Source organism: Vibrio sp. 1CM8B, assembly GCF_023161685.1.
Taxonomy (GTDB): domain Bacteria; phylum Pseudomonadota; class Gammaproteobacteria; order Enterobacterales; family Vibrionaceae; genus Vibrio; species Vibrio coralliirubri.
Map to the genome: position 1 here is coordinate 386,306 of NZ_JALNTU010000001.1, position 25,832 is coordinate 412,137.

Consider the following 25,832-nt stretch of genomic DNA (forward strand, 5'->3'; position numbering starts at 1 on the left):
AAATAATAGACCTAAGGAATACTCATGAACTTTCTAGCACTCCCTAAGATTGATCTGCACTGCCACCTAGACGGAAGCGTTCGTCCAGACACCATTATTGATCTGGCGAAACAGTACGGAATCGAACTTCCAGAAGACCGTGAAGCGGTAGTAAAGTCTCTAACAGTGCCTGAAGATTGCAAAAACCTTGATGAGTACCTAGCTTGCTTTAGCCTGCCACTGCAAGTGATGCAAACGGAAGAAGCGATCGAACGTATATCTTTTGAGCTTTACGAAGACGCTGCACTAGAGAACGTTAAATACCTTGAAGTTCGTTTTGCACCGATTCTTCACGTAAACAAGGGCTTGTCTCTTGATGCGATCATCGCAAGTGCGGTTAAAGGCATGAAGCGTGCAGAAGAGAAATACGACATCAAGGGCAACTACATCATGTCTGTACTGCGTATGTTCCCTAAAGACTCGATCAAAGACGTGATCGACGCCGGCCAACCTTACCTAGGTAAAGGCGTGGTTGCATTTGATATCGCTGGCGGTGAAAAGCCTGGCTTCTGCGCTGAATTCCCGGAGTACACGCAATACGCGATCGAAAAAGGCTACCGTGTGACGGTTCACGCAGGTGAGCAATGGCATGGTCAGAACGTTTACGATGCCGTAACACTGCTTGATGCTGAACGTATCGGCCACGGTGTTCACATCCAAGGTAACGAAGACGCATACAACATCGTTAAAGAGAAGCAAGTTGCGCTTGAAACTTGCCCAACAAGTAACGTGCAAACTAAGTGTATTCACAAATTCAGCGACCACCCAATTGCTGAGTTCAAGAAAGACGGCATCGTTGTAACGATCAACACAGATAACCGTACAGTGTCGAACACAACCATGACTAACGAAGTGAAACGTGTGTGTGAAACATTCGGTCTAACAAAAGAAGATTACGCAGAAATCTACAAGTACTCTGTAGAAAGCGCTTTTGCTTCAGACGAAGTGAAACAGCACTTGATGGGTTTCGTTGAGCAAATCTAATTTAAGCAATCTTGATTGCTAAGTAGAAAAAACAGGAAGAGAAAGGCTGAGGCTTTTCTCTTTTTTTATGCCCGAAAATCGCTAATCTTGCAGTATTCGTCATTTATACCAATCACAGTAAGTAAGTGATCATAAATAGCGCAGGAAAAAGGCTTAAGAACAAGGCAGAAATTTTCGATAAGTAGTTATTCTACAATCAAAATTTCTAACGCAGTTATTGAGCGTTTTAACCAGCTAGGATGACCAGTTATTTACTACGATTGGTATTAAACCGAGACTCTCGGAAAGTGGGCAAGCATGAGTAATACAAACGTTAAAACTGAACTAGAAAAGATGCTATCTGGGCAAGTATATAATGGTGCAGACCAAGACATTGAAACCATGCGTTCCAATGCCAGAAAGTCGCTAATGGCTTTCAACAGCCACCAAGATCCAGACCAGCAACACACATTGCAAGAACAGCTATTTGGTAAGGTTGGTAGCAGCAGCTTAATCCAGCCCCCTTTTCATTGTGAGTTTGGTAAAACCATCGAGATTGGTGACGACACCTTCATCAACATGAATGTGGTGATGCTTGACGGTTCCAACATCAAAATTGGCAACAATGTATTGGTGGGACCAAGTGTCCAGTTTTACACTGCCTCTCACTCACTGAACCACCTCAGTCGTCGCAAGTGGGAAACTTTCTGTCTACCTATCGCAATCGAAGATGATGTGTGGATTGGTGGAAACTCGGTGATTAACCAAGGCGTGACCATTGGTGCTCGCTCTGTGATCGCAGCCAACTCTGTGGTCAACAGTGATGTACCACCAGACTGCTTGTACGGCGGCACACCAGCAAAGCTGATTCGACACTTGAATGCCGAACAAGCCCACGACTAAAAAAGCAAGTTGCGTATCCAAATCTAAAAACAAAAAGAGCCATGTTTCAATAACATGGCTCTTAATCTAATAAACAGCGTTGTTCTATCGTACGGTTAACTTTCTACACAGTTCATCTCATTCACTGCTCTGAGGCCTGCAATGGGCTCCGTTCTAAAGCCTTCTCATACTCGCTTTGTGGTGAGCTAAGATAGGTATTTTTCACGAAATCCTTCCACCCTGAAAATAGCGACTCTATCGGCTCATTCGTTATTCCAGATACATCACCGTTACTCTTTATGAGCTTGATAAAAGCCTCCTCCCCCCAAGAACGCTCGATAAACTCACCGATGGTATAACCGACTTCATAGATTGTTGAACCACCATTAGGGTTGATATATAACTCTTGAACAAGCCCATCAAAACGGGCTTTGATGGCATTCCTGTTATTCATGTGGAACCAATAATCTTCAGATTTATAGATAGCCACCGCTTCCCACAACCAACGAGGGTTATTCGCAAAATTGGGGTTGATGTGAAGTGTCAGTAAGTGCACAAACTCATGCAATGCTGTTCGTTGGATTTCACCACCAAAATAAAGCAGCCTGATTTCATTACTTTTAGGCTCGATGTAGCCTGTAGAAAACGCATATCGCTGTCCAATGCTACGCTCTTGCTCATCTAAATAGGCCTTTTGGCTTTGCCATACTCTCACTGTTATGACCGGTATTGAGTCCAGGCCGAAGCTCTTCATCAAAGGAGCCTGCTTGAGTAATAGCTCGTTGTGAATACTTGGAATTATCGCAGGTGAAGTTCCATCGTAAAGGACAAACTTAAACTGTCCTTTATCTGATTCATAGCAACTATCACATGCTTGTTCACCGCGGATTTGAAACACGAAAGCCACGACTAAAACCAGCACCGACATAGTCAAAAACAAGAATGTAACGATAGACTTAGGTGGGTATCTTTTCATTTTCTACATCCTCAAATTTAACTCACTCGCCAAGGTGTCAATCTATTAAATTAACGCCAAGCGCCTGCAAGCTGTTTTCACACTGAACGGCATCGGTAAACTGGATAGCAGCCATACCCACAGATCTCGCACCTTCAACGTTATAAGGCATATCGTCGAGGAAGACGGTTTCTGAAGCTTTAAGCCCATAATTAGATAAAAGCGCTTGGTAGATTTCAGGTTGTGGCTTAAGCATACCAAGCTCAGCGGAGACTGCCGCACCATCAAACAACGCCCAAAATTGATAGGTATTTTTTAAGTAATCAACAATCTCGACCACATTGTCTGTAAGCGCGTACACACCATACCCAGATCGCTTTACACGCTCGATGAGTTCAACTGAACCGTGCAGTAAGATCTGCGTTTGCTTAACGTAATAGAACAGGCGATCGCACTCTAATGGAGATAAGCCGAGCTCATGTTGATAACGCAGCTTAGCCTCACTTTCGGTCAAGAATCCTTTGTTCAAATCCAACCAAATCGTGCTTTGGAAAACAGAACGAGCTCGAGACTCCAAGTCTTCAGTATCACCAAAAGTAAGACGGGCAATTTCCAGAGGTGCCCAACGCACAATGACATTACCCACATCAAACACCACATTTTTGATTTCATTAGAACTCATACATACTCCTGTGAACGCCATGTTATTGATGAAAAAAAGACACAAAGTGCCACGTATCAAGATTCATAGCGAACGTTTATAAATTAAAAGTCTCGAGTAGAATATACAACCAATAGAGTACAAAAAAGACCATCATTACGACGGCCTTCTCAATATTCACTAACGAGTCAATCATCAACATAAATCAGCTTCAGATGGGAATATGGTCGGTGCTTTATAAGCGTTATACGTTTATAAAGCACCTGCACTCTTTTTGTTCTTTTTCCATTGAAGCGGTGTTATTCCGTTCGATCGCTTAAACGCTCTTATAAATTGTGAGGCATCTGCGTATCCCAAGTGAAGCGCAATATCTGAGATCGAATAGTCTTGCTCAGTCATAACGCGCTTGGCGAACTCAAAAGACAGAGCTTCTTTGATGGTCCGAAAAGTCGTCCCCTCTTCACTAAGCGCCCTTTGGATTGTGCGCTTACCCATTCGGTTTATCTGACCAAACGAGACCAAATCTACATCTACTCGACCGATATAAGGAAGTAATGCTTGTGTCACCTTGAAGGTAGAAGTAGTGGCCGTTGACACCGCTTTGATTGAGCAATCTCGATCAATGGGGTGATACGAAATGCACGTCTCATTTTGACCTATATACTGTGGCGTTTCCGTTTGTATTCTCAACTCACTTAACGCACTCGCCGACACCGAAACTAAATCGTAACGAATTGGCTTATCAATATTAGTCTGCTGAGTTTTGAAATAAGTGTGGCTATAAACAATCAAAAACAGCTCGGCTTCAATACCATTGAGCGAGCTATTAGATACTCGAAATGAAAGCTTCAATGACTGTGAAGACGATTCAACGGACCATTGTTCAAACGGAAAAAGGGCGAGAAAATCTTGAGCTGAATGGTTGGAAAAATCGAGTTCGAGAGCGGCTCGTTTAGCACTGCCTAATAACGAAGAAACAAACACCTCAGACGGTAATACCTTCCTCAAACCCTCTAAGAACTGAGTAAACACATTAAACGAGACATATTGAGCAACTGAAGTCTCCATTGAGAATGGCATGCTCACTTGAACTGCGAGCGCTTCTATCGCGGCATGATATAGATCTAATGACTTATCTTCCCGCACACACTGTTGAAAATGGCTCACAACACTCTTCGCAATCAATGGTAACTCAAGCATCAGTTCACGATTCCTTTATCTTGTTCAAAACAGGTAAAGTCCAAAACTCAACCCAATATCAGCATCAATATCTTCATCAATACCGGCTCTAAGCTCATTGGCACAAAATGCACATTTTACTTTTCTAGCTTAGCTACTATTACCTCAAGTTAACAAGAGACGCTTTAAGTTTTTGCATTAAGGCGAAATCACAATTCAGGACGTAACGCTTTGATTACAAAGTATGACAGGGTTATCAATTTTAAATGACTCAACTATACCGTCAGGGTCTACTATTAAATCTAGGCATAAATATAAATGGACTTAAGCCAGTAATTGAGAGGTTTTCATGTTTAAAAAGATCACGTTAGTAGCAGCAAGCATCGCAATGAGTGTTGGTGTTGCACAGGCAAGTGTTGAGAGTAAGACCTGGCCAGCATCAGACAAGGCTAAAACATTTGTCCAAGACACCATTGTCATTGGTATGCTCGCAAGCCCTTATGGTGCTGGTTGGCAGGACGAGCAACAACTGTTGGATTACTTCCAAGATGCTCGTGATGCAGGTATCACAGGGCATGAATACACCATTACCGCTGCTGATCACAACTTTGATGACTTCTTGTTTCACCATCATAAACACCGCTCTGCAATGGCAAAGCAACCTGACAATTTCATCATCGCGCATTCCAATAATGACATTGAAAAAGCGCACACCGAAGGCAAAACCGCTGTACTTTGGAACAGCCAAACCGCCACTATTCTGGAAGAAGATGTCACTAAGATGGCGATTCTAAAAGACATGGGTTTAAAAAGCATGATCTTGGCGTATAACGACATTTTCAGAACAGGTTCAGGGCAATTAGCAGCATTTAACGGTAGAGATATAGGCCTAACACCTTGGGGAGAATCTGTTATTGATTCGATGGTCGAGTACCAGGTCATTCTCGATCTCAGCCACACAGGCTCAAAGACTGCAAATGACGCGATGGATTACATGGAAGAGAAGTATCCTGGAACTCCATTTGTTTACACTCACTCAGTGCCTGCAGGGCTTTATAAGAGTGAGCCAGATGCAACACCACAAGGTTGCTACCGTGCTATTCCCGATGATGAGGCAATACGCGCGGCTAAATCAGGTGGCTACGTTGCCCCAACCTTCACGGAATGGATGATGGACGGCGTTTGGCCTGAAGATATATCTCCTGTTCAAGCTGCTGATATGATCGATTACTACGTAAAATTAGTAGGCGTTGACCACGTAGGTATTGCAACTGATGATATGTTCTCTACCGCAATGGTTGTGGATTTCGCAACCAAGAATGCAAAAATGTACGACGATGGCGGCTACATGATAGAAGCATTCAACAAAGGTGCGACCGGTAATGGTGAGCTGTCAAAGATCCTAGCGGCGATTACCGATGAACTGTGGAAACGCGGTTACAGCAACGATGATCTTGCTAAGATCTACGGTGGTAACAAGATGCGAGTATACGCTCAAGTATCTGAGGGTGCTGACCCAGACAAGTTCCAAAAAGAGTACGCAAAGCGTCTAAAAGCGCTCACCAAGTTAAGAAATGAAAACTTAGCTATGTAGCTCGCTACTAACAAAGCTCAAACACTCGAAGCACGTCCTATTGGGCGTGCTTTTTTCTTGCCTGCTTGTAGGCAATCTCCTCATTCCGCCTATCAAGCCAAGAGAGAAAGGTGAGATACCAAGTATTTTTAAGATCGAGTAATAAATAGGACAAATATATAGTAAGCTTAGGGAATAACTATATAATATGATTACGCTTCAATAATTAAACTCTCCATTTAACTAACCTCCTTACTCCTTATAACAATATTTTCACTGGTCACCTCCTCAATAAAATTCCAGTCAATCAGAAATATTTTGTGATATCAGTCTAGACTAAATTACCAAGTACAACTTTTTGATACTGCCCACCCAATAAACTAATCTCTCGTAAGAAAACTTTTACTAAAATACACCATAAACTTAATTTTACGCATCAAAACAATTATACTTATCGCATACTGACAAAGAGATAAACAGTAATAATGTTGAGTGAAACTTGTACAAATAACAACAAGTAAACACCTCAAGTTTGGCAATTATTTAACTCACAGTAAATATTAGAAATATTTGGAACCAGAATCACAAGAGTAGGACTCTCTTGAAATTATTATCAGGGATGCTGACAAAAATAAAACAGGCATTGTTAGATGAATAATTCTGCAACGTATTTACTTGCTGCTTTGCGAGAAAAAATCAAAGAGAAAGGTATTTGTTATTCCGACCTCTCTACTGGGATGGCAATTCCTCTCTCAACGATTAAAAGACAACTGCACAATACGTCTTTGGGGCTGGATAAAATACTTTCGTATGCCACTCATTTAGATACTGACTTAGTAGAATTATCTATGCGAGGCAAACAATTACAGCAAGAGAACGAGCAGTTTATTACCGACATCAACAGTGAAATATTTAACCAATATCCATATTTGTTTGATTTCCTGTATCTATTACGACGCAAGGAATGGTCACCACAAGATATTGCCAAAAAATACCAACTGAGCCATACGTCAGTCGCCATATATTTTCGCGCATTAGAAATGATGGATTATGTTGAATTGAAAGGTAATGACCAATACCGATTCAAAGATCAAGGCCGTTTTATTTTTGAAGAAGGTTCTAAGCTTGATACTTTATTCGCTAAACGTTTTCGAAATGAAGTTTTCAGCCATGATGTACGTCCCCCTATCTGTATGGGAAGCATTGCCATTACTGAAGAACAAGAAGAGAAACTGGCGAACGAAGTATACAACAAACTGATTGAGTTTGATGTACAAAACAAGAACAGTGAAGGTAGCGAACGACTCAGGAATGTGTTGATGACCTACACACCAGGCAATCAGATATTTCTTTCTGATACGATTCCAAATATTGATGGTGAATTATTAAAAGCTATATCGATGGCAAACGAAAAATAATTAATTACTTGTTGTTTAAACAAGTTTAATAAATAAAAGACGAAAATAAGCGATCTTTTCTCATACCAATAAGTGAAATAAATAAGGCTGAATCTTCTTCACGAAACTCGGCAGGGCATGTCTCGACCTTTTTTCGCCTGATCAGATTCAAAAACCAATAAATGAAGGATATAACATGCAGTTTAAAACGTCTTTATGTGCGATTGCTGTCGGGGTTGCTCTAACACTAAGCGGATGCAACAGTAGCGATAATAGCTCGAATGTGGATGCTCCACTTAAAGCGACCGAATTCCACAACACCATCGATCGTGCTGGGGTACCAGTGGCATTACGTGATTTGCACGGCGGTCACCTGCGCTACATTCCGATGTTCGATAACGGCTCATGGCATGGTCATACGCTAGACACCAAAGGTGGTGAAATAACTCTAGGTGGTACAGCACTGCTGACCGAAGAATACGTGTCATTCATGGCCGCACGTTTTGACCGTTTGGCCCTAACTGTCGACGGCCAGCCAATGCCGCTAGAACTGACAAAAGCATACTCACAACCAGGTGCGTTGATCCAAACGTATACTGGCGATAACGGTATTCAAGCCGAGCTAGAAATGCGTTTTGTGACTAATCGAACTTCTCTTGTGAAAACCACCATCAAGAACCCAAATAAGCTGGATATTCAAGGCGAATGGGATGGTGAATTGATGCAAAACTATCGTGCAGATGATGGCACGGCATACAAGAATGAAGACAGCACAGTCCGTAGTGTTGAAGAAGCTTACCCAACGTACTCTCGTGAAATTGCAGCAACAGACAGCGGTGTAGAAGTCTCTTTTGGCGCAGTTCGTGATTCCTGGTCGTTGCTGACTTCTGGCGATTCAAAATTCGAAGTAACGCGCTCTATCAAACCAGAAACTTCTACCATCAATGATGACAAGAAAGGTTTCGTGCAAACGGCCTCTCTAGGCGATGGCGAAGAGATCACCTTATACACGGCTTACACTCACGTTCAAAACACCAAAGAGCAAGCGTCTGAGTTTGCAAAACTGGATAAAGTGATGGCCGATCCAAAAGGTTACATGCACGATTCAGCAATGCGTTGGGAAGAATACCTAGAAAATGGTCTCACCAACGATGCGGCTTCAAAAGAGCATGAGTTCGTTGCAGTAAAAGCAATGGAAACATTGAACGCGAACTGGCGTGGTGCTGCGGGGGCGATTGACCATGACACGGTAACCCCTTCCGTTACGGCACCTTACTTCTCGGGCAATATGACATGGCCGTGGGATACGTGGAAGCAAGCTTATGCGATGTCTCACTTCAACCCAGATGTAGCGATGGAAAACATTCGCACTGTATTCCAATACCAAGTGCAATCTGATGATCCAGTACGCCCTTGGGATGAAGGTTACCTGCTTGATGTTGTGACGTACAACCTACCAGCAGAACGCTGGGAAGGCATGTCAGCGGAATACAAAAAAGTGTTCCCTCAAGCGACCGATGGCCTGAACTGGAATGAACGAAATACCAAACCATCACTGGCAGCATGGGCGGTATGGGAAGTGTATACCGCTCTGAAAGACGAACATAATCGTCCAGAAGAAGCACAAAGATGGCTGGAAGAAATGTATCCGAAGCTAGTTGCGTTCCACGATTGGTGGTTACGTGCTCGTGATACGAACAAGAACGGCATTCCAGAATACGGCGCAGCGAAAGATCCAATCCACACGGTTTTCACAGGTGACGTGAATGACGGTTCTTGGGGATCAGATGCGTCTGTTGACGATATGAAGTTCCAATACAAAGACGAAGCTAATGGCGACCAGTGGATCAAAGAAACGAGTATCGAGAAGTACAATGAATTGCTGACTACTGGTGATTACACAGCAATGAGTATCCCAGCGAAAGTAGCGGCGGGTTGGGAGTCGGGTCGTGATAACGCAGGCGTGTTCGGCTTTATCGACACTATCGATAACCTACAAGGATTATCTGAACAACCGACTCAAGAAAAAGCGGAAGTGATAGACCAAATGGGCCGCTACGCTCGTGACACTAATGGTTTCGACAATACGTATGACATGGCTATGGGTACAGACGGTTCAGTAGTGAGCTACCTTGATGATTCAGTTGAGAACATGGACAAACTGGCTCTGGCGAAGAAAGACTGGGAGGTGAAGTTCAACGAAAACACGAATGATTCAGACAGCTTATCTGGTTACTCATTGATGCAAGAGTCGGTAGACCAAGCCTCTTACTGGTACTCAGACAACCTATACCTATCTCAAATCGCCGACGTACTGGGTAAAGCAGACAAAGCCGCTGAGTTTGCAGAAAAAGCGGCCGACACCAAAGAGTACATCAACCGTTGTATGTACGATGAGTCAACGGGCTTCTACTACGATATCGAAGTGGTACCAAATGGACTCCCTAACCAATGTGCAGGTCCGGTACTGGTGAAGCGCGGTATGGGACCTGAAGGTTGGTCACCACTATTCAACAACGCAGCGACTCAAGAACACGCGGATAAAGTCGTAGAGAACATGCTAAATACCAGCAAGTTTAACTCACCTAAGATTCCGCTAGGTACGGCATCAATGGACAACCCAGCTTACGGCCCAGACATATACTGGCGTGGTCGCGTATGGCTGGATCAGTTCTACTTTGGTGTACGCGGTATGGACAACTATGGATACGGTGTGGAAGCGCGTCAAATGGTCGACAAGCTATTCCAAAATGCGCAAGGCTTAACAGAAGCTACCCCGATTCAGGAAAACTACAACCCAGAAACGGGTGAGGTTCAGGGCGCGAATAACTTCTCTTGGAGTGCAGCGCACCTTTACATGTTGTACAACGGTTTTGTGGGCAAATAGCAGCCACACTCATTAGATATTAGGCGTTGCAGATGCCCCCTATCATCTGCAACCACTTAAACATCTTCAAGTCAGGTTCAAAAGTCACAGTAAATGCTGTGGCTTTTTTATTATCTACTTACAGGTAACCTCGCCCTCTCCCTTATCTAACCAAGAAAGAGAATGAAGTCACACACCCAGAAGTAACCCTTGAATTCGCCCTCCAAAACACCCTATTTCTCATCATCTAATTGGCCTTCTATGTTAGAATTATCGGCTAGTTCGGAATGCGCTGAGTATCTGATTTAGTTAACTATAATTTAATCACCATGAGTGCTTTTTTAAGTTTTTAGAATGAAAAAATATGAATTAGTTGTTCAAGATATTGTGAGCAAAATTTGCCAAAACAGTATCAGCCATAAGCTTCCTGCAGAACGAGAACTGTCTGAAATATATGGATTATCTCGTTTCACGATTCGTAAAGCACTAGCCAAGCTAGAGGCTATTGGCATGGTGAAATCTAAGGTGGGTTCTGGTTACTTCGTCAACACTTCTCTCATTGGTACACCACTGGTGTACAACTCCATCACTGAAAACAGTTTTGAAGAGATCTCTTATAAAAAGCTCCAGTTGAATAAAGCGCTACCTGATAACCACGAACAGCAGATTTTTTCTTTAGACGACAATGACTACATCTGGAAAATTAGACGGCTTCGATTGATTAACAACAAAGTAGTTCAGATTGAAGAAGCCAAGATCCCTGTCAGTGTCTTCCCAGAGATGAATGCCGAGATCATTGAAAGCTCAATCCAGAAACATGCGCTAGCGAAAGGCCTTCAGATCGATAGCTACTTAACGACGTATCAAGCGATCAACGTTTCTAAAGAAGATGCGGAGTTGCTCGGCTGCAAAAAAAATGCGGCGGCGATGAATATCACCAACCGAGGTTTCTTAGCATCGGGTGAGCTGTTCATCATCAGCGATATCATCGACATCAACTACCAATGCACCTACCACACGCCTTTTAACAGTGAGAGCATGAGCTTCCGAGACAAAAAGTAACGGCTTAATTTGTATTGAGCCACTTTGTTTTCCCACGTTTAATTTCTCTAGTTTTCGTATCCCTCAAAAAACAACAACCCGCACAGTGGCGGGTTGTCAGTAGAATTGAATCAACTGTTATTAGAATTCGTAGTATAGACGTACGCGAGCACCAAAATCATCGTCTTCAGAGAACGCAGATGTATTGGTCGTTTCGTTGTCGACCGTCGTGTAGTAAGTACCAAGAAGAACAGAGAAGTCTTGTACTTCGAGCACATTCTGGAACTCATAAGATGCGTAACCCGTGTTAACCGTCACATCGCCTTTTGCCCATGTGGAATCATATTCGTTCGCACCGTAGATGTAACCTATACCGAAGTTGTTATATAGCGCGTTCAAACCCGCGGTTGCATTGGTTTCATCGACAGCATCTAAGTAAGCAAAGTTAGCGTTAACGCTCCAAGAATCATTAGACCAATTACCTGTTAGACCGTAGCCAGTTCGGTCAGAGATATCTTTACCCGAGGTGTCGACAACGGCGTCGCTGACTAAGTTAGTTTCCATTGAGGCTGCAACAGTAAAGTCACCCATTTTATATGACACAACCGGGCGAACAAGGAACGCATCTTTGGCGTTATCGTGGTCTACTTCCACACCATGGTAGCTATCAGAGAACAAATCCGAGCGATCGCCGATCATCGTTCCGACTTCGACATACAGATCCCCAAAACTTTGGCTATACATCAACTGACCATCAGAACCACGACCGCGAGCTTCTTTCATCTGATACACATAAGCGCTGCCACCCGTATAAAGTTCATTTGAGGTATCACCTGAATACTCTAGGAAAACATCGAGGCCGACAGGGAACATATCGTAGGCTTCAAAACGACCCGCTTTGATCGCCCACCCGTCTTTTTTGCCGAACTCAAAGTAGGCATCATCGAGTGCGACATTACCTGTGCTTTCAAATAGAGGCTGCGCTTTAACCCCAACATAATGACCATTACTGGTGTACTTTTCGCCAGCGAACTCAATCAGAACTCGACCATCTTGGTTGAACTCTGCGTCACCATTATCATTCGACTCTCTATCTTGGTAGTTGAAGTTCAGCTCAACGTTACCACCAACAGAGAAGTTACCTTCTTCTGTATCAATAATGGCAATGCCTGCATGAGCTCCCATTGCAGAAGTAACTAAAACAGCAGCTAAAGACAGTTTGAATGTGCTTTTCATATAAACCCTAATATTATTTTATTGTTATTAGTTGCATAGCAACTTTTTGATCTTCAAGTTGAAATATATGGACAGTATTCGACTCGATTTCTAGGGCGTATATTTACTAATTAACTCCTCACTCACAATATTATCCATCTGGAATTGCAGACCTAAATCACTGTTTTATATTTATAAAAATAGCCTTTAAATTCAATGCTTTAAATATAAAATGCAAAATTAAAAACTAAAATAATCTCTATTGCACAACACAGGTTAAATAACAGTCAAAACTTGGGTGGTTTTATAGCAATACGCTAAAAAAGTTTAATTTAAATTATATTATATTAAACTACTTTAATAACCATCAGATTATTTATTATAATTTAAATCAACCAAAGGTTAATGAAGAAATATTAATAGTACTAATTAATGTACATAATTACTTTTTTATGATTCATTTAAATAAAACTAGACCATATAAAAAAGATAAACTTTGAAAGTGGGAAAATTAATTTTCGAAATTATAGTGGAACATTTTTCATTAAAGTCAGTCTGTTATTACTGAACTATTTAAAGTCAGTTAATTGAAGAGATGTGAGAGGTAATACTAATAGTTTGGATATGAAAATTCTGATTACTTTCTGATTGATTAGCTAGTTAAGCAAAGCAACAAATTGAGAACGAAGACTGACAAAGAAGCTAAAACGAACGGTAAGTTTTAGACAAAAAAATGGCCGCTATCTGCGGCCATTTTGGTTAACTCAATGAGTTATGGAGTGTGAATCGCGCCATCAGGAAGGCGACTTTGAGTCCACTCGTGGGGGCGATACATAACAGGGAACTCGGCTGCAACCTCTCTGTCGATTTCAACACCAATACCTGCGATTTCAGAAGCGTATAAGTAGCCATTAATTGGCTCTGCAGCGTTCGGGAATACCTTGTGCGTATTCTCGTTGTACTCGACATGTTCTTGAATGGCAGCATTGTGTAAATGCACATTCAAATGCGTGTTTACCGCTGCGCCAATTGGCGTCATATCTGGTGGGCAATGCCATGCAATACGAACACCGAAGTTCTGACATAGATGGCCTAGTTTGAGGGCTGGGGTAATGCCACCAATCTGTGAAACATGGCAACGAATGAAATCAATACGACGATTAGCAATCAGAGATTTCCACTCTTCAGGGTTATTAAATAACTCCCCCAAACCTAATGAAACTGAGCTTTGGCTACGAATATTATCCAACCATTCCGTTTGATTTGGCGGCAGAATATCTTCAATGAAGTAAGGCTTATATTGCTCGACTTCTTTGGCAAATTGTATTGCTTGATTCGGGAATAGGCGCTCATGAACATCATGAAGAATATGAAATTGGTTACCATATTTCTCTCTCAACGACTTAAACATCGTTAGAGTATTGTCCATGTACTGATCTTGGTCGTAGTACGAACCTTCGGTCGGGTTTTGAGTGGTATGCAAATCGGTTGGAACACCTCCATAGAAACCAAGCTGACAACGAATGTGCTTGTAGCCTTTGTCTAGGAAAGATTCCACCAGCTCATAAATGCCTTCCATCGTGTCGCTAGTCGCGTGTGTGTATACAGGAATAGCATCACGAGACTTACCACCAAATAATTGGTGTAACGGCATGCCCGCCAATTTGGCTTTGATATCCCACAGTGCCATATCAACACCGGAAATTGCATTATTGATAACAGGGCCATTTCGCCAATAAGCGTTAACCATCATCATTTGCCATAAGTCTTCAATATTATTGGCGTTTTTACCAATAAGAATAGGTTTTAAATATTCATCGACCATTGTTTTTACAGCAAGCGGTCTTTGTTGGAATGTCGCACAACCAAACCCAGTCACGCCTTCATTCGTTTCAACTACCACGGTAATGAGATTGTGTCTGTCTGGTTTAGTAATAATACAATGGATATCAGATATAATAGTTTCTTTCACAATTAAATAACCTAAACTTAAGTCAACTCCTATTATCTAACCGCTTTAAAAACCACATTTCAAGCGCTAATTTTGCGTAAAAATAATTGGTACGTTAAGTGATTTTTTTTGATAAACAAAACATACCAATTGGCCAAAAACGGTGAAAAAATAATTTTTCGGATTTTAAGTGTGATTGAGATCTCTTTTTACTCCGTTGGATTTAAATTGGTTGTCGTTATGATTGCTCGAGTTAAATATATTCCAATAACAGGTGTAGTATGCAAATGGTAGAAAAGAGTGATGCCGTTATTAATAACTCGAAGTCATCATCGAAAAAGAAAAATTTCAAAGAAAATATACAGTTATTAATCACTGCACTTGGTGGTGAAGACAATATCGTGAGCATCACGCACTGTATGACAAGGCTGAGATTCAAATTAGCAGACGAGTCGCTGGTAGACGAAGAAGCGATCAAGCAGATCGCAGATGTGAAAGGTGTGGTACTTCAACAAGGCCAAACTCAAGTCATCATCGGTGTTGAGGTCGAGAAATGGTTCAACGCGCTATCAAACACTCAACAAGCTGACGCTAATCCGGCTGATGAGCTAGAGAAAGGCAAGCTGTTCCAAGGCGTGATGCGCATTGTCGCAGGCATCTTTGGTCCGGTTGTACCCGCAATCGCTGGCGCAGGTATGTTGATGGGCCTGTTGTCTGGTCTTATTGCAACCAATGTTATCTCTGAAACCTCAGACACAGTTTACTTCTTCCGTTCTATCTCTGTTGCTGTGTTCTTCTTCTTGCCTATGCTGGTTTCTTTCTCTGCCGCTAAGGTATTCAAAGTAAACGAATACATTGCGCTTGCTGTCTCTTCTGCAATGCTAGCGCCTCTGCTCGTTGATAAAGCAACAATGCTAAAAGATGCAGGTGCTGCTCCGGAGTTGACCGTTCTTGGCGTGGTTCCTATTGAGCTGCTCAACTACGGCGGCGCTATCGTACCTGCGATTCTAGCAATCTGGTTATTGTCTAAAGTGACTCCGTTAGTTGACCGTCTAGTTCCTTCTTCTGCGAAGCCTGTATTTACACCACTGCTTGCCTTTACGGTAACTTCGACCATCACGCTATCATTTGTTGGCCCTGCTGGTATCTGGCTAAGTAACGGCGCAGGTTGGGTGATGAGTTCACTACTGGAAATCTCTCCGACGTTAACAGGCTTTGTGTTTGGTCTAACTCGCCCGATTACCATCGTATTTGGTATCCACCACAGCATGACGCCAATCAGCCTGAACAACTTTGCACTGTATGGTAAGGATCTACTTATGCCGATCATGTGTTTGGGTAACATGGCAATTGCTGGCGCGACAATGGCTATCTGGCACAAGCAACGTAAAACGGTTTCTAAAGAGCAATCTTCAATTACGATGGGCTCAAGTGTTACCGCTATCTTAGGCATCACGGAGCCGGCTCTATTTGGTGTCCTCACTAAATACACCAAAGCGATGATGACCGCGAGTTTGGCTGCAGGTGTGTTCGGTGCTATCTCGGTAACAATCGATACGCACTTAACAAGCTACATTCTTTCTTCTGTATTCAGCTTGCCAGCTTACCTTGCAGGCGGTACGCAAAACTTCATTCAAGCACTGATGGGCGTGGTGGGTGTATTTGCACTGTCTTTCGTCCTAACGATGTTGTTCGTAAAACTAGACAACAAGTAATCGGCTAGTCTCACTCCCGTAAGATTAGAATCGAAAAAGCATGACCATATCTTGTTATGGTCATGCTTTCTTCAATACGAACAAATCCAACCTTTCCTTTCTAAGGCTATATTATGACCCACATCGCGATCATCGGTGAGTGCATGATTGAACTGAATGGGGCTCCATTTGGCAACATGCATCAAAGCTATGGTGGAGACACATTAAACGCGGCGATCTACTTGAACCGCAGCGCTGCGGTTAGCAATCCCATGAGCTGCAATAACACTGAAAATCCAGCGATACGAACAAGCTATGTCACGGCGCTTGGCTCAGACGCTATCAGCCAAGAAATGCTTAACCGATGGCAAGATGAAGGACTATCAACCGAGTTCGTGCTTATTGACGAGCAGCGTTCACCCGGACTCTATCTCATTCAGCTCGACGATGTTGGTGAGCGCACCTTCCTATACTGGCGCAACGATTCGGCGGCTCGCTACATGGTACAGCACCCCGATTTCGATAAGATAGCCAACCAACTTCGTGATGTTGACATGGTGTTTCTGAGTGGCATTTCCCTCGCGATACTGCCACACAGCGATCAGCTAAAGTTGCTCACTATCATCGAAGGCCTGCGTGAACGTGGCGTTACCATCGCCTTTGATAGTAACTATCGACCAAAGTTGTGGAGCTCAGAGGCCGCAACTAAAGAATGCTATCTATTGGGCTATAAAACGACCGATATAGCCCTAGTCACGTTCGATGATGAGCAACTGTTGTGGAGCGATCAAACACCACAAGACACCATAACAAGGCTGCATGCTCTCGGTGTCAAAACCGTTGTAGTCAAGCTTGGTGCTGAAGGCTGCTTGATCAGCGAAAGCCCCGTAAATGAGCCCGTAAAAATCACAACGACACCTGTCGAGACTGTGGTGGATAGCACCTCTGCTGGCGACTCTTTTAACGGTGGTTTCTTATCTTGCTATCTCGCTGGAGGTTCTATTGAAGAAGCCTGCCACCAAGGTAATGCATTAGCCAGATTGGTGATTCAACATCATGGCGCAATCATCCCAAAATCCATCACCGACACTCTTTCAAACTGATATTAAGAAGTACACATGTCTACAATTAACGAACAGTTAAAAGCACTTAAAGTTATCCCTGTTATCGCCATTGATAACGCAGAGGATATTATCCCTCTAGGCAAAGTATTGGCTGAGAATGGACTTCCAGCGGCTGAGATTACGTTCCGTTCAGACGCCGCTGTGGAAGCTATTCGACTGCTTCGAGAAGCTCAGCCTGACATGCTGATTGGCGCGGGCACCATCTTGAACCGTGAGCAAGCACTCGCAGCAAAAGAAGCGGGGGCTACGTTTGTTGTATCACCGGGCTTTAATCCGAACACAGTTAATGCATGCCAAGAGGTCGGTATCGATATCATTCCAGGTGTGAACAATCCAAGCACCGTTGAAGCGGCATTAGAGATGGGCTTAACAACCTTAAAGTTCTTCCCAGCAGAAGCATCTGGTGGCATCAGCATGGTTAAATCACTCGTTGGTCCATACGGCGATATTCGACTGATGCCTACAGGCGGTATCACGCCATCAAACATCGATAACTACTTAGCCGTGCCTCAGGTATTAGCTTGTGGTGGCACATGGATGGTGGACAAGAAGCTGGTTACAAACGGGGAGTGGGACGAGATCGCACGCCTAACACGCGAGATTGTTGAGCAAGTGAATCGTTAAGCGATACCGTTCTAGAAAGGACAAACTCCCTTGATTCCATAGCAACAAAGCCACAGCACATGCTGTGGCTTTGCTTTTATCGGGTTATATCAATACCGCTAACTGTCTGTCGTCGTTAATGGCCGCTTCCCATCACACGCCCCTTTCTCAAGGTCATATAGCGGGCTAGCCCCATGACTGCTCCATCGGTGATCTTCTCTCGCTAATTTTCTATATTGAGTCGGCGTGACACCAATGTACGTTTGGAAGGTTTCATAGAATCGGCTGCTCGAATTAAAGCCCACCGTGAGTGATATATCGAGAATGGTTCTATCCGTATCACTCAGTAAAGCACGAGCGTGGTTGATGCGCATCGCAGTAATATACTGCTTAATGGTCATCTGCATCGTTCGCTGAAATACGTTCATCGCATAGTTGCTGTGTAACCCGATATGTTCAGCGATACCTTTAACGGTTAATGGCTGATTATGGTGAGTCGCAATGTATTCCAACATCTGGCTGACATAGAATTGGGAGTGTTTCGATACCCCTTTTTTGGTCGACTTATCCTGCCGATTTACCAGCAGTTGTTGCCAACCATCAAGGCAGATTCGTTTAAGCATTAAGCCAATTTCATCCATAGCCAACTGTTGACGACTTTCGGACGAATGTTTTATCTCTTGTGCCCAACGGGAGATTTCAAACTCACTGATCAACGAACAGGAATTCGATTGCAATACACTGCCGTGAGTTATCTGATTAACAAAATCCCGACTGAGAGCCCACGACATAAAATGGTGAATCGGTATGTTAATGATCCCCATATTATGGCATTGCCCTGGATTGGTAAGTCGATGCGGTACCGATGCCCAAAACAAGCCAATCGATCCGCTTTTAACCACAACCGGACTGCCGTTAATGATGTACTCCACATCATCCCCAAAGGGAATATTCACCTCAACTTGACCATGCCAGTGATAGCCCGGCATGGAGTGAGGCGCTCTGAGTTCGATATCGATTTTCTCATAGGAAGAATAGAGAGAAAGCGGACTTACCGACACGGTCTCAGATGAGTACTTATCTAAAGTGATAATTCTCACCGTATCTGGGGCTGATTGCGGCATATCTCGCTCCTTAGGAAATCGTATAGCTGAGTTTTAGCAGTTCCTCGATAATAAAACTCTGAAGGCGATCATAGAGCCGTAGTACCCCAATTCATAAGATCATCACGATGTGATTAGAGTCAGTATCTTAAGTGCAAAACTCGCTTCATTGCATAAGCTCTCTCCTTAAAAGCCAGCAAGTTATCCCATTTCCTAAGATTTCTATGTAGTGATTTAAAAATATTAGAAAACAGGAGAGCTATTAGATTATCTGAGACGAATCAACATGGGTTCTAGGTGTAATTTATCTGCATCAACAAAGAACTCAGAGAGATAAAGGATTCCACTATGCAAAGCCCTAAGATCACATTCATCGGTGCCGGCTCAACCATTTTTGTTAAGAACATTCTTGGTGACGTTTTCCACCGTTCGGCATTACAAAACGCTCATGTCGCCTTAATGGATATTGATGAGACCCGTTTAGAAGAGTCTCATCTTGTCGTCAGTAAGTTGATGGAATCATCAGGCGCTACTGGCTCTATTTCATGTCACTTAAATCAGAAAGAAGCGCTACAAGACGCAGATTTTGTCGTCATCGCTTTCCAAATCGGCGGTTACGAACCTTGTACCGTCACCGATTTCGAGGTGTGTAAGCGCCATGGTCTGGAACAAACAATCGCAGACACACTTGGTCCGGGCGGCATAATGCGTTCACTGCGCACAGTCCCGCATCTTTGGAGTGTCTGTGAAGATATGACGGAGGTTTGCCCGAACGCCACCATGCTCAACTACGTCAACCCAATGGCAATGAACACATGGGCAATGTACGAGAAGTATCCGCACATTAAACAAGTCGGTTTATGTCACTCTGTACAAGGTACTGCTGAAGAACTAGCACGAGACCTAGACTTAGATTACGCAGACCTTCGCTACACCTGCGCGGGCATCAACCACATGGCTTACTACCTTACCCTCGAGAAGAAAACAGCAAGTGGCGAGTACGTCGACATTTATCCTGACCTACTGGAAGCCTTTGAGAGTGGCCAAGCACCGAAACCGGGTATTTATCACAATGGTCGTTGCACCAACTTAGTTCGCTATGAGATGTTTAAGAAGCTTGGCTACTTTGTGACAGAGTCTTCTGAACATTTTTCTGAATATACCCCTTATTTTATCAAGCCAAATCGTCCAGATTTAATTGAACGTTATAAAGTGCCACTTGATGAATACCCTAAACGTTGTGTCGAACAGATTGCCGATTGGAAAAAGGATCTTCAAGAGTTCAAAACGGCCGATAAGATCACCGTTGAAGAATCTCATGAGTACGCTAGCACCATCATGAACTCCATCTGGACAGGTATACCGAGCGTCATCTATGGCAACGTTAAAAATGAAGCCTTAATCGATAACCTGCCGCAAGGTTGCTGTGTTGAGGTCGCTTGTTTAGTTGATGCGAATGGTGTGCAACCGATCAAAGTTGGTCGCCTACCAAATCACTTAGCGGCATTGATGCAAACCAACATCAACGTTCAAACTCTATTAACCGAAGCCATTCTCACTGAAAACCGCGACCGTATTTATCATGCTGCGATGCTTGATCCTCATACCGCCGCAGTACTTGGAATAGAAGAAATATACGCGCTGGTTGATGACTTGATTGAGGCTCATCAAGGTTGGTTACCAGAGTGGGTTAACAAGTAATTTCATACTAATAAAAATACAATAACGTGAATATTAACGCCTTCTCAGTGAGGAGGCGTAAGGAGTGGCAATGAGTATCTCAATGAATACCAAGCTAAGTTACGGCTTTGGCGCATTTGGTAAAGACTTCGCAATCACCATCGTCTATATGTACCTAATGTTTTACTACACCGATGTGGTCGGTATTTCTGCCGCTGCAGTCGGTACTATTTTCCTCGTCGCACGTATCTGGGATGCGGTCAATGACCCAATTATGGGATGGCTGGTCAACAATACCCGCACTCGTTGGGGTAAATTCAAGCCTTGGATTTTAATCGGCACGCTCGCCAATTCAGTCGTTCTATTGATGGTGTTTAGTGCTCACTATATCGAAGGCCCTTGGCTAATCGCTTACGCTGCTGTCACCTATATTCTTTGGGGCATGACCTACACATTAATGGATATTCCTTTTTGGTCATTGGTTCCAACACTCACCTTAGATAAGCGTGAACGTGAAGAGCTCGTCCCATATCCTCGCTTCTTTGCTAGCCTAGCTTGGATTGTCACTGCGGCTATCGCGATGCCTTTCGTGAATTACGTAGGTGGTGACGACAAAGGGTTCGGCTTCCAGATTTTTACACTCTTGCTGATCGCTTGTTTCTTGGTATCAACTTTCATTACATTGCGTAATGTGAAGGAACGTTATTCAACCGCCAACCTAGACACAACTCAACCTGAAGAAAAGGTTTCACTCAAAAAACTACTGTCACTTATCTACAAAAACGACCAACTGACCAGTGTTCTGTGTATGGCGTTGTCTTACAACCTTGCGACCAACATCATTACCGCCTTCGCGGTTTACTATTTTACTTATGTGGTCGGCAATGAAGAGCTGTTCCCGTACTACATGGCGTATGCAGGTATCGCGAACCTTATCACTCTAGTGTTGTTCCCTAAACTTGCGAAAATGTTCTCACGCCGAGTTTTATGGGCCTGTGCATCCACTTTCCCTATCTTAGGCAGCGCAGTACTCATCTATGTCGGCATGTATGACAAACAAAGCATTCTGCTGATATCAACGGCAGGCGTCTTCCTACAAATCGGTACCGCTCTGTTCTGGGTATTGAACGTGATTATGGTGGCAGACACGGTCGATTACGGTGAGTTTAAACTGGGTTCTCGTTGTGAAAGTATCGCTTACTCAGTGCAAACCTTGGTCGTAAAGGCAGGTTCTGCGTTCGCCGCTTTCTTTATCGGCATCGCACTCACCGCTGTTGATTATGTGCCCAACGTAACGCAAAGCCCTGAAACCGTATTCGGCATGCAATGCATCATGGTCGGCCTACCTGCTTTCTTCTTTGCCATTGCGTTAATCATCTACTTCCGCTTTTACAAACTGAACGGTGCCTATCACCAAAAGATTCAAGATCACTTAACCGAGAAATACGATCACATTACAAATGATGGCTCAAGCAAAGGGGAAACCGCGAAACCGACAGAACCGGCACAAGCAACATAAATCATAAAGCGACGTCAATGGAGGTTTCGACCACATTGACGTTCATCCCCCCCCCTCACTAGCCTTTCTACTTCCAATAAAAGAGATCCGTATGAAACTCAAAGTACTTGCTTCTGCCATCACTTGTTCCCTCATGCTATCAGCTGGGGCACACGCACAAAAAAACGACAACATTCTTACTAACCCTAGCTTTGAAAATAAAGGGTTAGGATGGAGCTATTGGTTTTCTAATATCAAAAATGACTTCACTCATGAAGGAGAATACCGAGGTCGTATCGCTCAAGGCAAGAATCACCACATCAGTCAAATCGTAACGATTCCCGAGACAGGCTACTACGATTTATCCGCGTATTTTATTAGTCCTTCAAACGATGCCACCCTCGCAATGACTAACCTCACCGATCAAATATTAGTGAGTGACAAAATAAAACAAAGCACCAAATATCAACGAAAAAACCTAAAACACATCCCACTAGAAAAGGGCGAGCAGCTAAAAGTCTGGTTCTCAGGTTCTAACCAAGGAGGGGTCAGTGTCGACAGCGTTGCGTTAATCAAAAGTAATAAAAGTAAACCTCTACATTTCAACCAAATTATTCAGTTCTCAACTCAAGAACAAGTCGGTGTCACTAGCGTTAATAAGATTTCTAGGGATATAAAGTTCCAGGTCCCGTTTGGCACAGATCTAACCACATTAACCATAGGAAAATTCCTAATCTCTGAAGGCAGCTATTCGTCTATCAACACAGGTGATGTCATCGACTTCAGTCAGCCGGTACAAATAGCAGTGATAGATGACAACAATAAAGAACAGCAGTGGACGATCACGGCTATCGAGAAAGAAAAGCAAGTGGTGGTCACCTCTTCGAATACGAAGCTTCAAGACTCTTTCGAATGGGCTATGGAGAAAACTCAGCGCTTTGTAATGACAGGTCAACACGACCTCGTGAACCGGGATGAATACAATAACGATGGTGATGGCAGCGCAGATTACATTCCATCTTATTGGGCTGGCTATTTTGACCGAACAGCCTTTTACTCAAGAGACTTCTTACACCAAGCAAGTGGCGCAAAAATCGCAGGGCTTGAACCAGAAAATTTCTCAATGTTCAAAACCTTCGCCAAGCACTCAACAGAGTCAAGAAAGTGGTACACACTATGGGCTATTAATTTCGATGGTACGCCACACACTATTGATTATGATGACGACAATTGGTTTGTTCGTGAAGTGCCAGCACAGTTTGAATTTGTTGAAAAGGCATGGAAGCAATATCAATGGACAGGAGACAAACGCTATATAGAAGATGATGATCTCTGGCAGTTTTATACCAAGGTTCTCACCGATTACATCGAGCTACATGATGACCAAGATCCAAATGGTATCGCTGAAGGTTATGGCGGTATTTTTGAAGGCTCTGCAACGTACAACGAACGAGGAGAGTTTCCAATCGAAGCCGGTGACGGAATTGGCTCACAATACCAAGCTACTCTCGCTTACTCAGCAATGTTAGAAGCACGAGAAGAATATAATGACGCCACACTCTGGCGAGAAAAAGCCCAAGAACTTAAGCGTTATTTTAATGAAGACTGGAGCGTCGTAGATCCAAATAAACCACTAGAGAACTACGTTAACATTGTTCAAAAAGATGGGCTCCGCCTAAACGATTTTGGTAAGGAGAATAGTTGGTTCATGCCGATGAAACTCATCACTGAACCAGGAGAAAGAAACAACAGGTATCTTGATTTCATTGCTAACAATCTAGGCGATGGCATTGGTAGCACACCAGAGGCACCAAACAATATTGAAGCCTACACCTACATTCCTGAAACCTACTTTCCATATAATCGCAATGCCGAAGCATGGAAGTGGATGCAGTACATAATGGACACTAAAGATGAGCCACACGAACGTCCAACTCAAGGAACCAATGGTGACTACCCAGAAATATCCTTTACATTCATTTCAAATACGATTGAAGGCTTAATGGGCATAAAACCAAACGCCGCAGAGCACCGAGTGTCGACAGCTTCTCACCTCACCAATGACATAGAATGGTTAAGTGTGGATCAGTTACCAATGGGTGAGCATGAGCTAACCCTACGTCATGATGGGCTCACGAAGTCAACGCTTACCAACCGTTCTGAGCATGCCCTCGAATGGGAAGCATGGTTCTATGGCGATTACCCAACGTTAATCGTAGATGGTCAAGCCATCCGCAGTCAAACCAAACAAGTGAACGGGCAACAAGTCAGCTATGTCATTGTACCCATAGCGAAAAATTCTACTCGAGTTATTGAAAGGTAACGCTTAAAACAAAGCCTAGCGAGTAATCGCTAGGCTTTCGTACATTAAAACAATAAGTGAGATTAGGGGAAAGGTTGCCAATCATCAGTTCAAATCAGGTGAACTGCACCAGTATTCAGAACTTCTTTATTTTAGCGGGTCATTATCCGGCAGTGCCTTATGAAGCCAGAGTGCTAAACGCTTCTTAATGTTCGCGCCATCAAGCTTGTCGTCCGGTAACGGTGTGATCTGATTGACTTCAACAAGGAACAAGTACACCGCTTTAACCTTTATCGGTTGGGATGAATTTGGCAAATCAAAACCTTGTAGCTTTGCCATCTTAAAACCGACTTCAACTGCTTTTTTTACCAGCTTATCTTCATTAATGATCTTCGCGGTTTTCGACATATCATCTCCATCATCTTTATCGAATGAATACTGAGTATATCAAACCGAAAAACTCACAAGATTACTTCGTTCTCAATTTGAGGCGTCGCTTTGATAAATAACGTAAAACGAATAACAGGCTCTAGGCTGATTCTAATTCGGTTGGCATTTGCGATATCAATGGTTATACGCAAACGATCTCTTAATAAAATACTCAGTAAATGAGATCTTAAGTCAAGAAACAAAAAGTTGAATAATATTTGACTTAGCATTCCAAAGAATACGGAATACTATGTTTCTTATTTAGATGATAAACATTCTATATAATACAAATAACCTTCTGTTATTTAATCAGTTTTATACTAAAACGACTTAGATCATATTTACTGGTTCTTGTAACAGAATGTTATTTACAAAATACTCATTAAGAAAATAGAATAAACCCACTAATATTATACTGGTGTTAAAAATGCGTTACCTCTGGGCTTCATTCTGTCATAAAAACCCAATCATCGGACGAATCGTTCATATCTTGGTTATGTTAGTTGCATTAGCTTCTATCGTTGTTCCATTGATATCAAAAGACGCAACTACAATCATAGCTTCACTGTGTGTTGCTCTAGTATGCTTCGTGATTTTTGTCTTCTTTGCGCTCGCCGACAAAATGCGCTCAGGCATGCATTAATCAACCAATCAGTTCTCTATCACCAAGCATTCTC

20 protein-coding genes are annotated in these 25,832 nt (G+C 43.1%); 13 read left to right on the forward strand and 7 right to left on the reverse strand.

What is annotated here, in order from left to right:
- The first annotated feature begins 24 nt into the window (after positions 1–24).
- Together add and MSG36_RS01600 are read left to right on the forward strand one after the other, a co-directional pair.
- Complete coding sequence (gene add, locus MSG36_RS01595; RefSeq protein WP_048609962.1) at positions 25–1,023, forward strand: adenosine deaminase; 999 nt, start codon at positions 25–27, stop codon at positions 1,021–1,023.
- Between the two features lie 297 nt (positions 1,024–1,320).
- The gene (locus MSG36_RS01600) at positions 1,321–1,905 is read left to right on the forward strand and encodes a sugar O-acetyltransferase (RefSeq protein ID WP_248365901.1); all 585 of its coding nucleotides are present in this window, start codon (positions 1,321–1,323) and stop codon (positions 1,903–1,905) included.
- A gap of 121 nt (positions 1,906–2,026) precedes the next feature.
- On the opposite strand, the gene MSG36_RS01605 is transcribed toward MSG36_RS01600, so the two are convergent.
- The 3 genes from MSG36_RS01605 to MSG36_RS01615 form a co-directional block, all read right to left on the reverse strand.
- On the reverse strand, positions 2,027–2,860 hold the full coding sequence (locus MSG36_RS01605; RefSeq protein WP_248365902.1) for a hypothetical protein: 834 nt from the start codon (positions 2,858–2,860) through the stop codon (positions 2,027–2,029).
- 37 nt (positions 2,861–2,897) lie between these two features.
- Positions 2,898–3,521, reverse strand: coding sequence for an HAD family phosphatase (locus MSG36_RS01610; RefSeq protein WP_060980724.1), 624 nt, complete (start codon positions 3,519–3,521; stop codon positions 2,898–2,900).
- 231 nt (positions 3,522–3,752) lie between these two features.
- Complete coding sequence (locus MSG36_RS01615; RefSeq protein WP_248365903.1) at positions 3,753–4,700, reverse strand: helix-turn-helix domain-containing protein; 948 nt, start codon at positions 4,698–4,700, stop codon at positions 3,753–3,755.
- Between the two features lie 328 nt (positions 4,701–5,028).
- On the opposite strand from MSG36_RS01615, the gene MSG36_RS01620 reads away from it, so the two are divergent.
- The 4 genes from MSG36_RS01620 (at position 5,029) to MSG36_RS01635 (ending at position 11,577) form a co-directional block, all read left to right on the forward strand.
- On the forward strand, positions 5,029–6,273 hold the full coding sequence (locus tag MSG36_RS01620) for a membrane dipeptidase (RefSeq protein ID WP_060980726.1): 1,245 nt from the start codon (positions 5,029–5,031) through the stop codon (positions 6,271–6,273).
- Between the two features lie 629 nt (positions 6,274–6,902).
- On the forward strand, positions 6,903–7,670 hold the full coding sequence (locus MSG36_RS01625) for a transcriptional regulator (protein WP_248365904.1): 768 nt from the start codon (positions 6,903–6,905) through the stop codon (positions 7,668–7,670).
- A 175-nt stretch (positions 7,671–7,845) separates the two neighbouring features.
- Positions 7,846–10,536 (forward strand): alpha-glucosidase, encoded by a 2,691-nt coding sequence (gene ygjK / locus MSG36_RS01630; RefSeq protein ID WP_248365905.1) that lies wholly within the window; start codon positions 7,846–7,848, stop codon positions 10,534–10,536.
- A gap of 333 nt (positions 10,537–10,869) precedes the next feature.
- Complete coding sequence (locus MSG36_RS01635; RefSeq protein WP_048609974.1) at positions 10,870–11,577, forward strand: GntR family transcriptional regulator; 708 nt, start codon at positions 10,870–10,872, stop codon at positions 11,575–11,577.
- Between the two features lie 120 nt (positions 11,578–11,697).
- Here MSG36_RS01635 and MSG36_RS01640 read toward each other — a convergent pair whose 3' ends face one another.
- Both MSG36_RS01640 and MSG36_RS01645 read right to left on the reverse strand, forming a co-directional pair.
- Positions 11,698–12,792, reverse strand: a complete 1,095-nt coding sequence (locus tag MSG36_RS01640) for a carbohydrate porin (RefSeq protein WP_248365906.1) — start codon at positions 12,790–12,792, stop codon at positions 11,698–11,700.
- Between the two features lie 751 nt (positions 12,793–13,543).
- Positions 13,544–14,743: an enolase C-terminal domain-like protein gene (locus MSG36_RS01645; RefSeq protein ID WP_004732372.1), complete on the reverse strand. Its 1,200-nt coding sequence runs from the start codon at positions 14,741–14,743 to the stop codon at positions 13,544–13,546.
- A 260-nt stretch (positions 14,744–15,003) separates the two neighbouring features.
- On the opposite strand from MSG36_RS01645, the gene MSG36_RS01650 reads away from it, so the two are divergent.
- From MSG36_RS01650 to MSG36_RS01660, 3 genes are all read left to right on the forward strand, one after another.
- Positions 15,004–16,437, forward strand: coding sequence for a PTS transporter subunit EIIC (locus MSG36_RS01650; RefSeq protein WP_017068132.1), 1,434 nt, complete (start codon positions 15,004–15,006; stop codon positions 16,435–16,437).
- A gap of 113 nt (positions 16,438–16,550) precedes the next feature.
- Positions 16,551–17,519 carry a sugar kinase gene (locus MSG36_RS01655; RefSeq protein ID WP_086968912.1) on the forward strand — a complete coding sequence of 323 codons (969 nt, stop codon included), beginning with the start codon at positions 16,551–16,553 and terminating at the stop codon, positions 17,517–17,519.
- A 15-nt stretch (positions 17,520–17,534) separates the two neighbouring features.
- Entirely contained in the window at positions 17,535–18,164 is a 630-nt protein-coding gene (locus MSG36_RS01660) for a bifunctional 4-hydroxy-2-oxoglutarate aldolase/2-dehydro-3-deoxy-phosphogluconate aldolase (protein WP_248365908.1), read from the forward strand.
- Positions 18,165–18,262: 98 nt separating this feature from the next.
- Here the strand turns inward: MSG36_RS01660 and melR are convergent, their stop codons facing one another.
- A complete protein-coding gene (gene melR, locus MSG36_RS01665; RefSeq protein WP_050712298.1) occupies positions 18,263–19,267 on the reverse strand; it encodes a transcriptional regulator MelR in 1,005 nt (334 codons plus the stop codon).
- Positions 19,268–19,594: 327 nt separating this feature from the next.
- On the opposite strand from melR, the gene MSG36_RS01670 reads away from it, so the two are divergent.
- From MSG36_RS01670 to MSG36_RS01680, 3 genes are all read left to right on the forward strand, one after another.
- Positions 19,595–20,947 carry an alpha-glucosidase/alpha-galactosidase gene (locus MSG36_RS01670; RefSeq protein ID WP_050643483.1) on the forward strand — a complete coding sequence of 451 codons (1,353 nt, stop codon included), beginning with the start codon at positions 19,595–19,597 and terminating at the stop codon, positions 20,945–20,947.
- Positions 20,948–21,017: 70 nt separating this feature from the next.
- Positions 21,018–22,445, forward strand: a complete 1,428-nt coding sequence (melB, locus tag MSG36_RS01675) for a melibiose:sodium transporter MelB (RefSeq protein ID WP_050620309.1) — start codon at positions 21,018–21,020, stop codon at positions 22,443–22,445.
- A 91-nt stretch (positions 22,446–22,536) separates the two neighbouring features.
- Positions 22,537–24,747, forward strand: coding sequence for a hypothetical protein (locus MSG36_RS01680; protein ID WP_248365910.1), 2,211 nt, complete (start codon positions 22,537–22,539; stop codon positions 24,745–24,747).
- A gap of 126 nt (positions 24,748–24,873) precedes the next feature.
- Here the strand turns inward: MSG36_RS01680 and MSG36_RS01685 are convergent, their stop codons facing one another.
- On the reverse strand, positions 24,874–25,134 hold the full coding sequence (locus tag MSG36_RS01685; RefSeq protein ID WP_017061084.1) for a DUF5062 family protein: 261 nt from the start codon (positions 25,132–25,134) through the stop codon (positions 24,874–24,876).
- A gap of 448 nt (positions 25,135–25,582) precedes the next feature.
- Here MSG36_RS01685 and MSG36_RS01690 point away from each other — a divergent pair, with 448 nt between their 5' ends.
- A complete protein-coding gene (locus MSG36_RS01690; protein ID WP_017065847.1) occupies positions 25,583–25,798 on the forward strand; it encodes a hypothetical protein in 216 nt (71 codons plus the stop codon).
- Positions 25,799–25,832 lie beyond the last annotated feature (34 nt).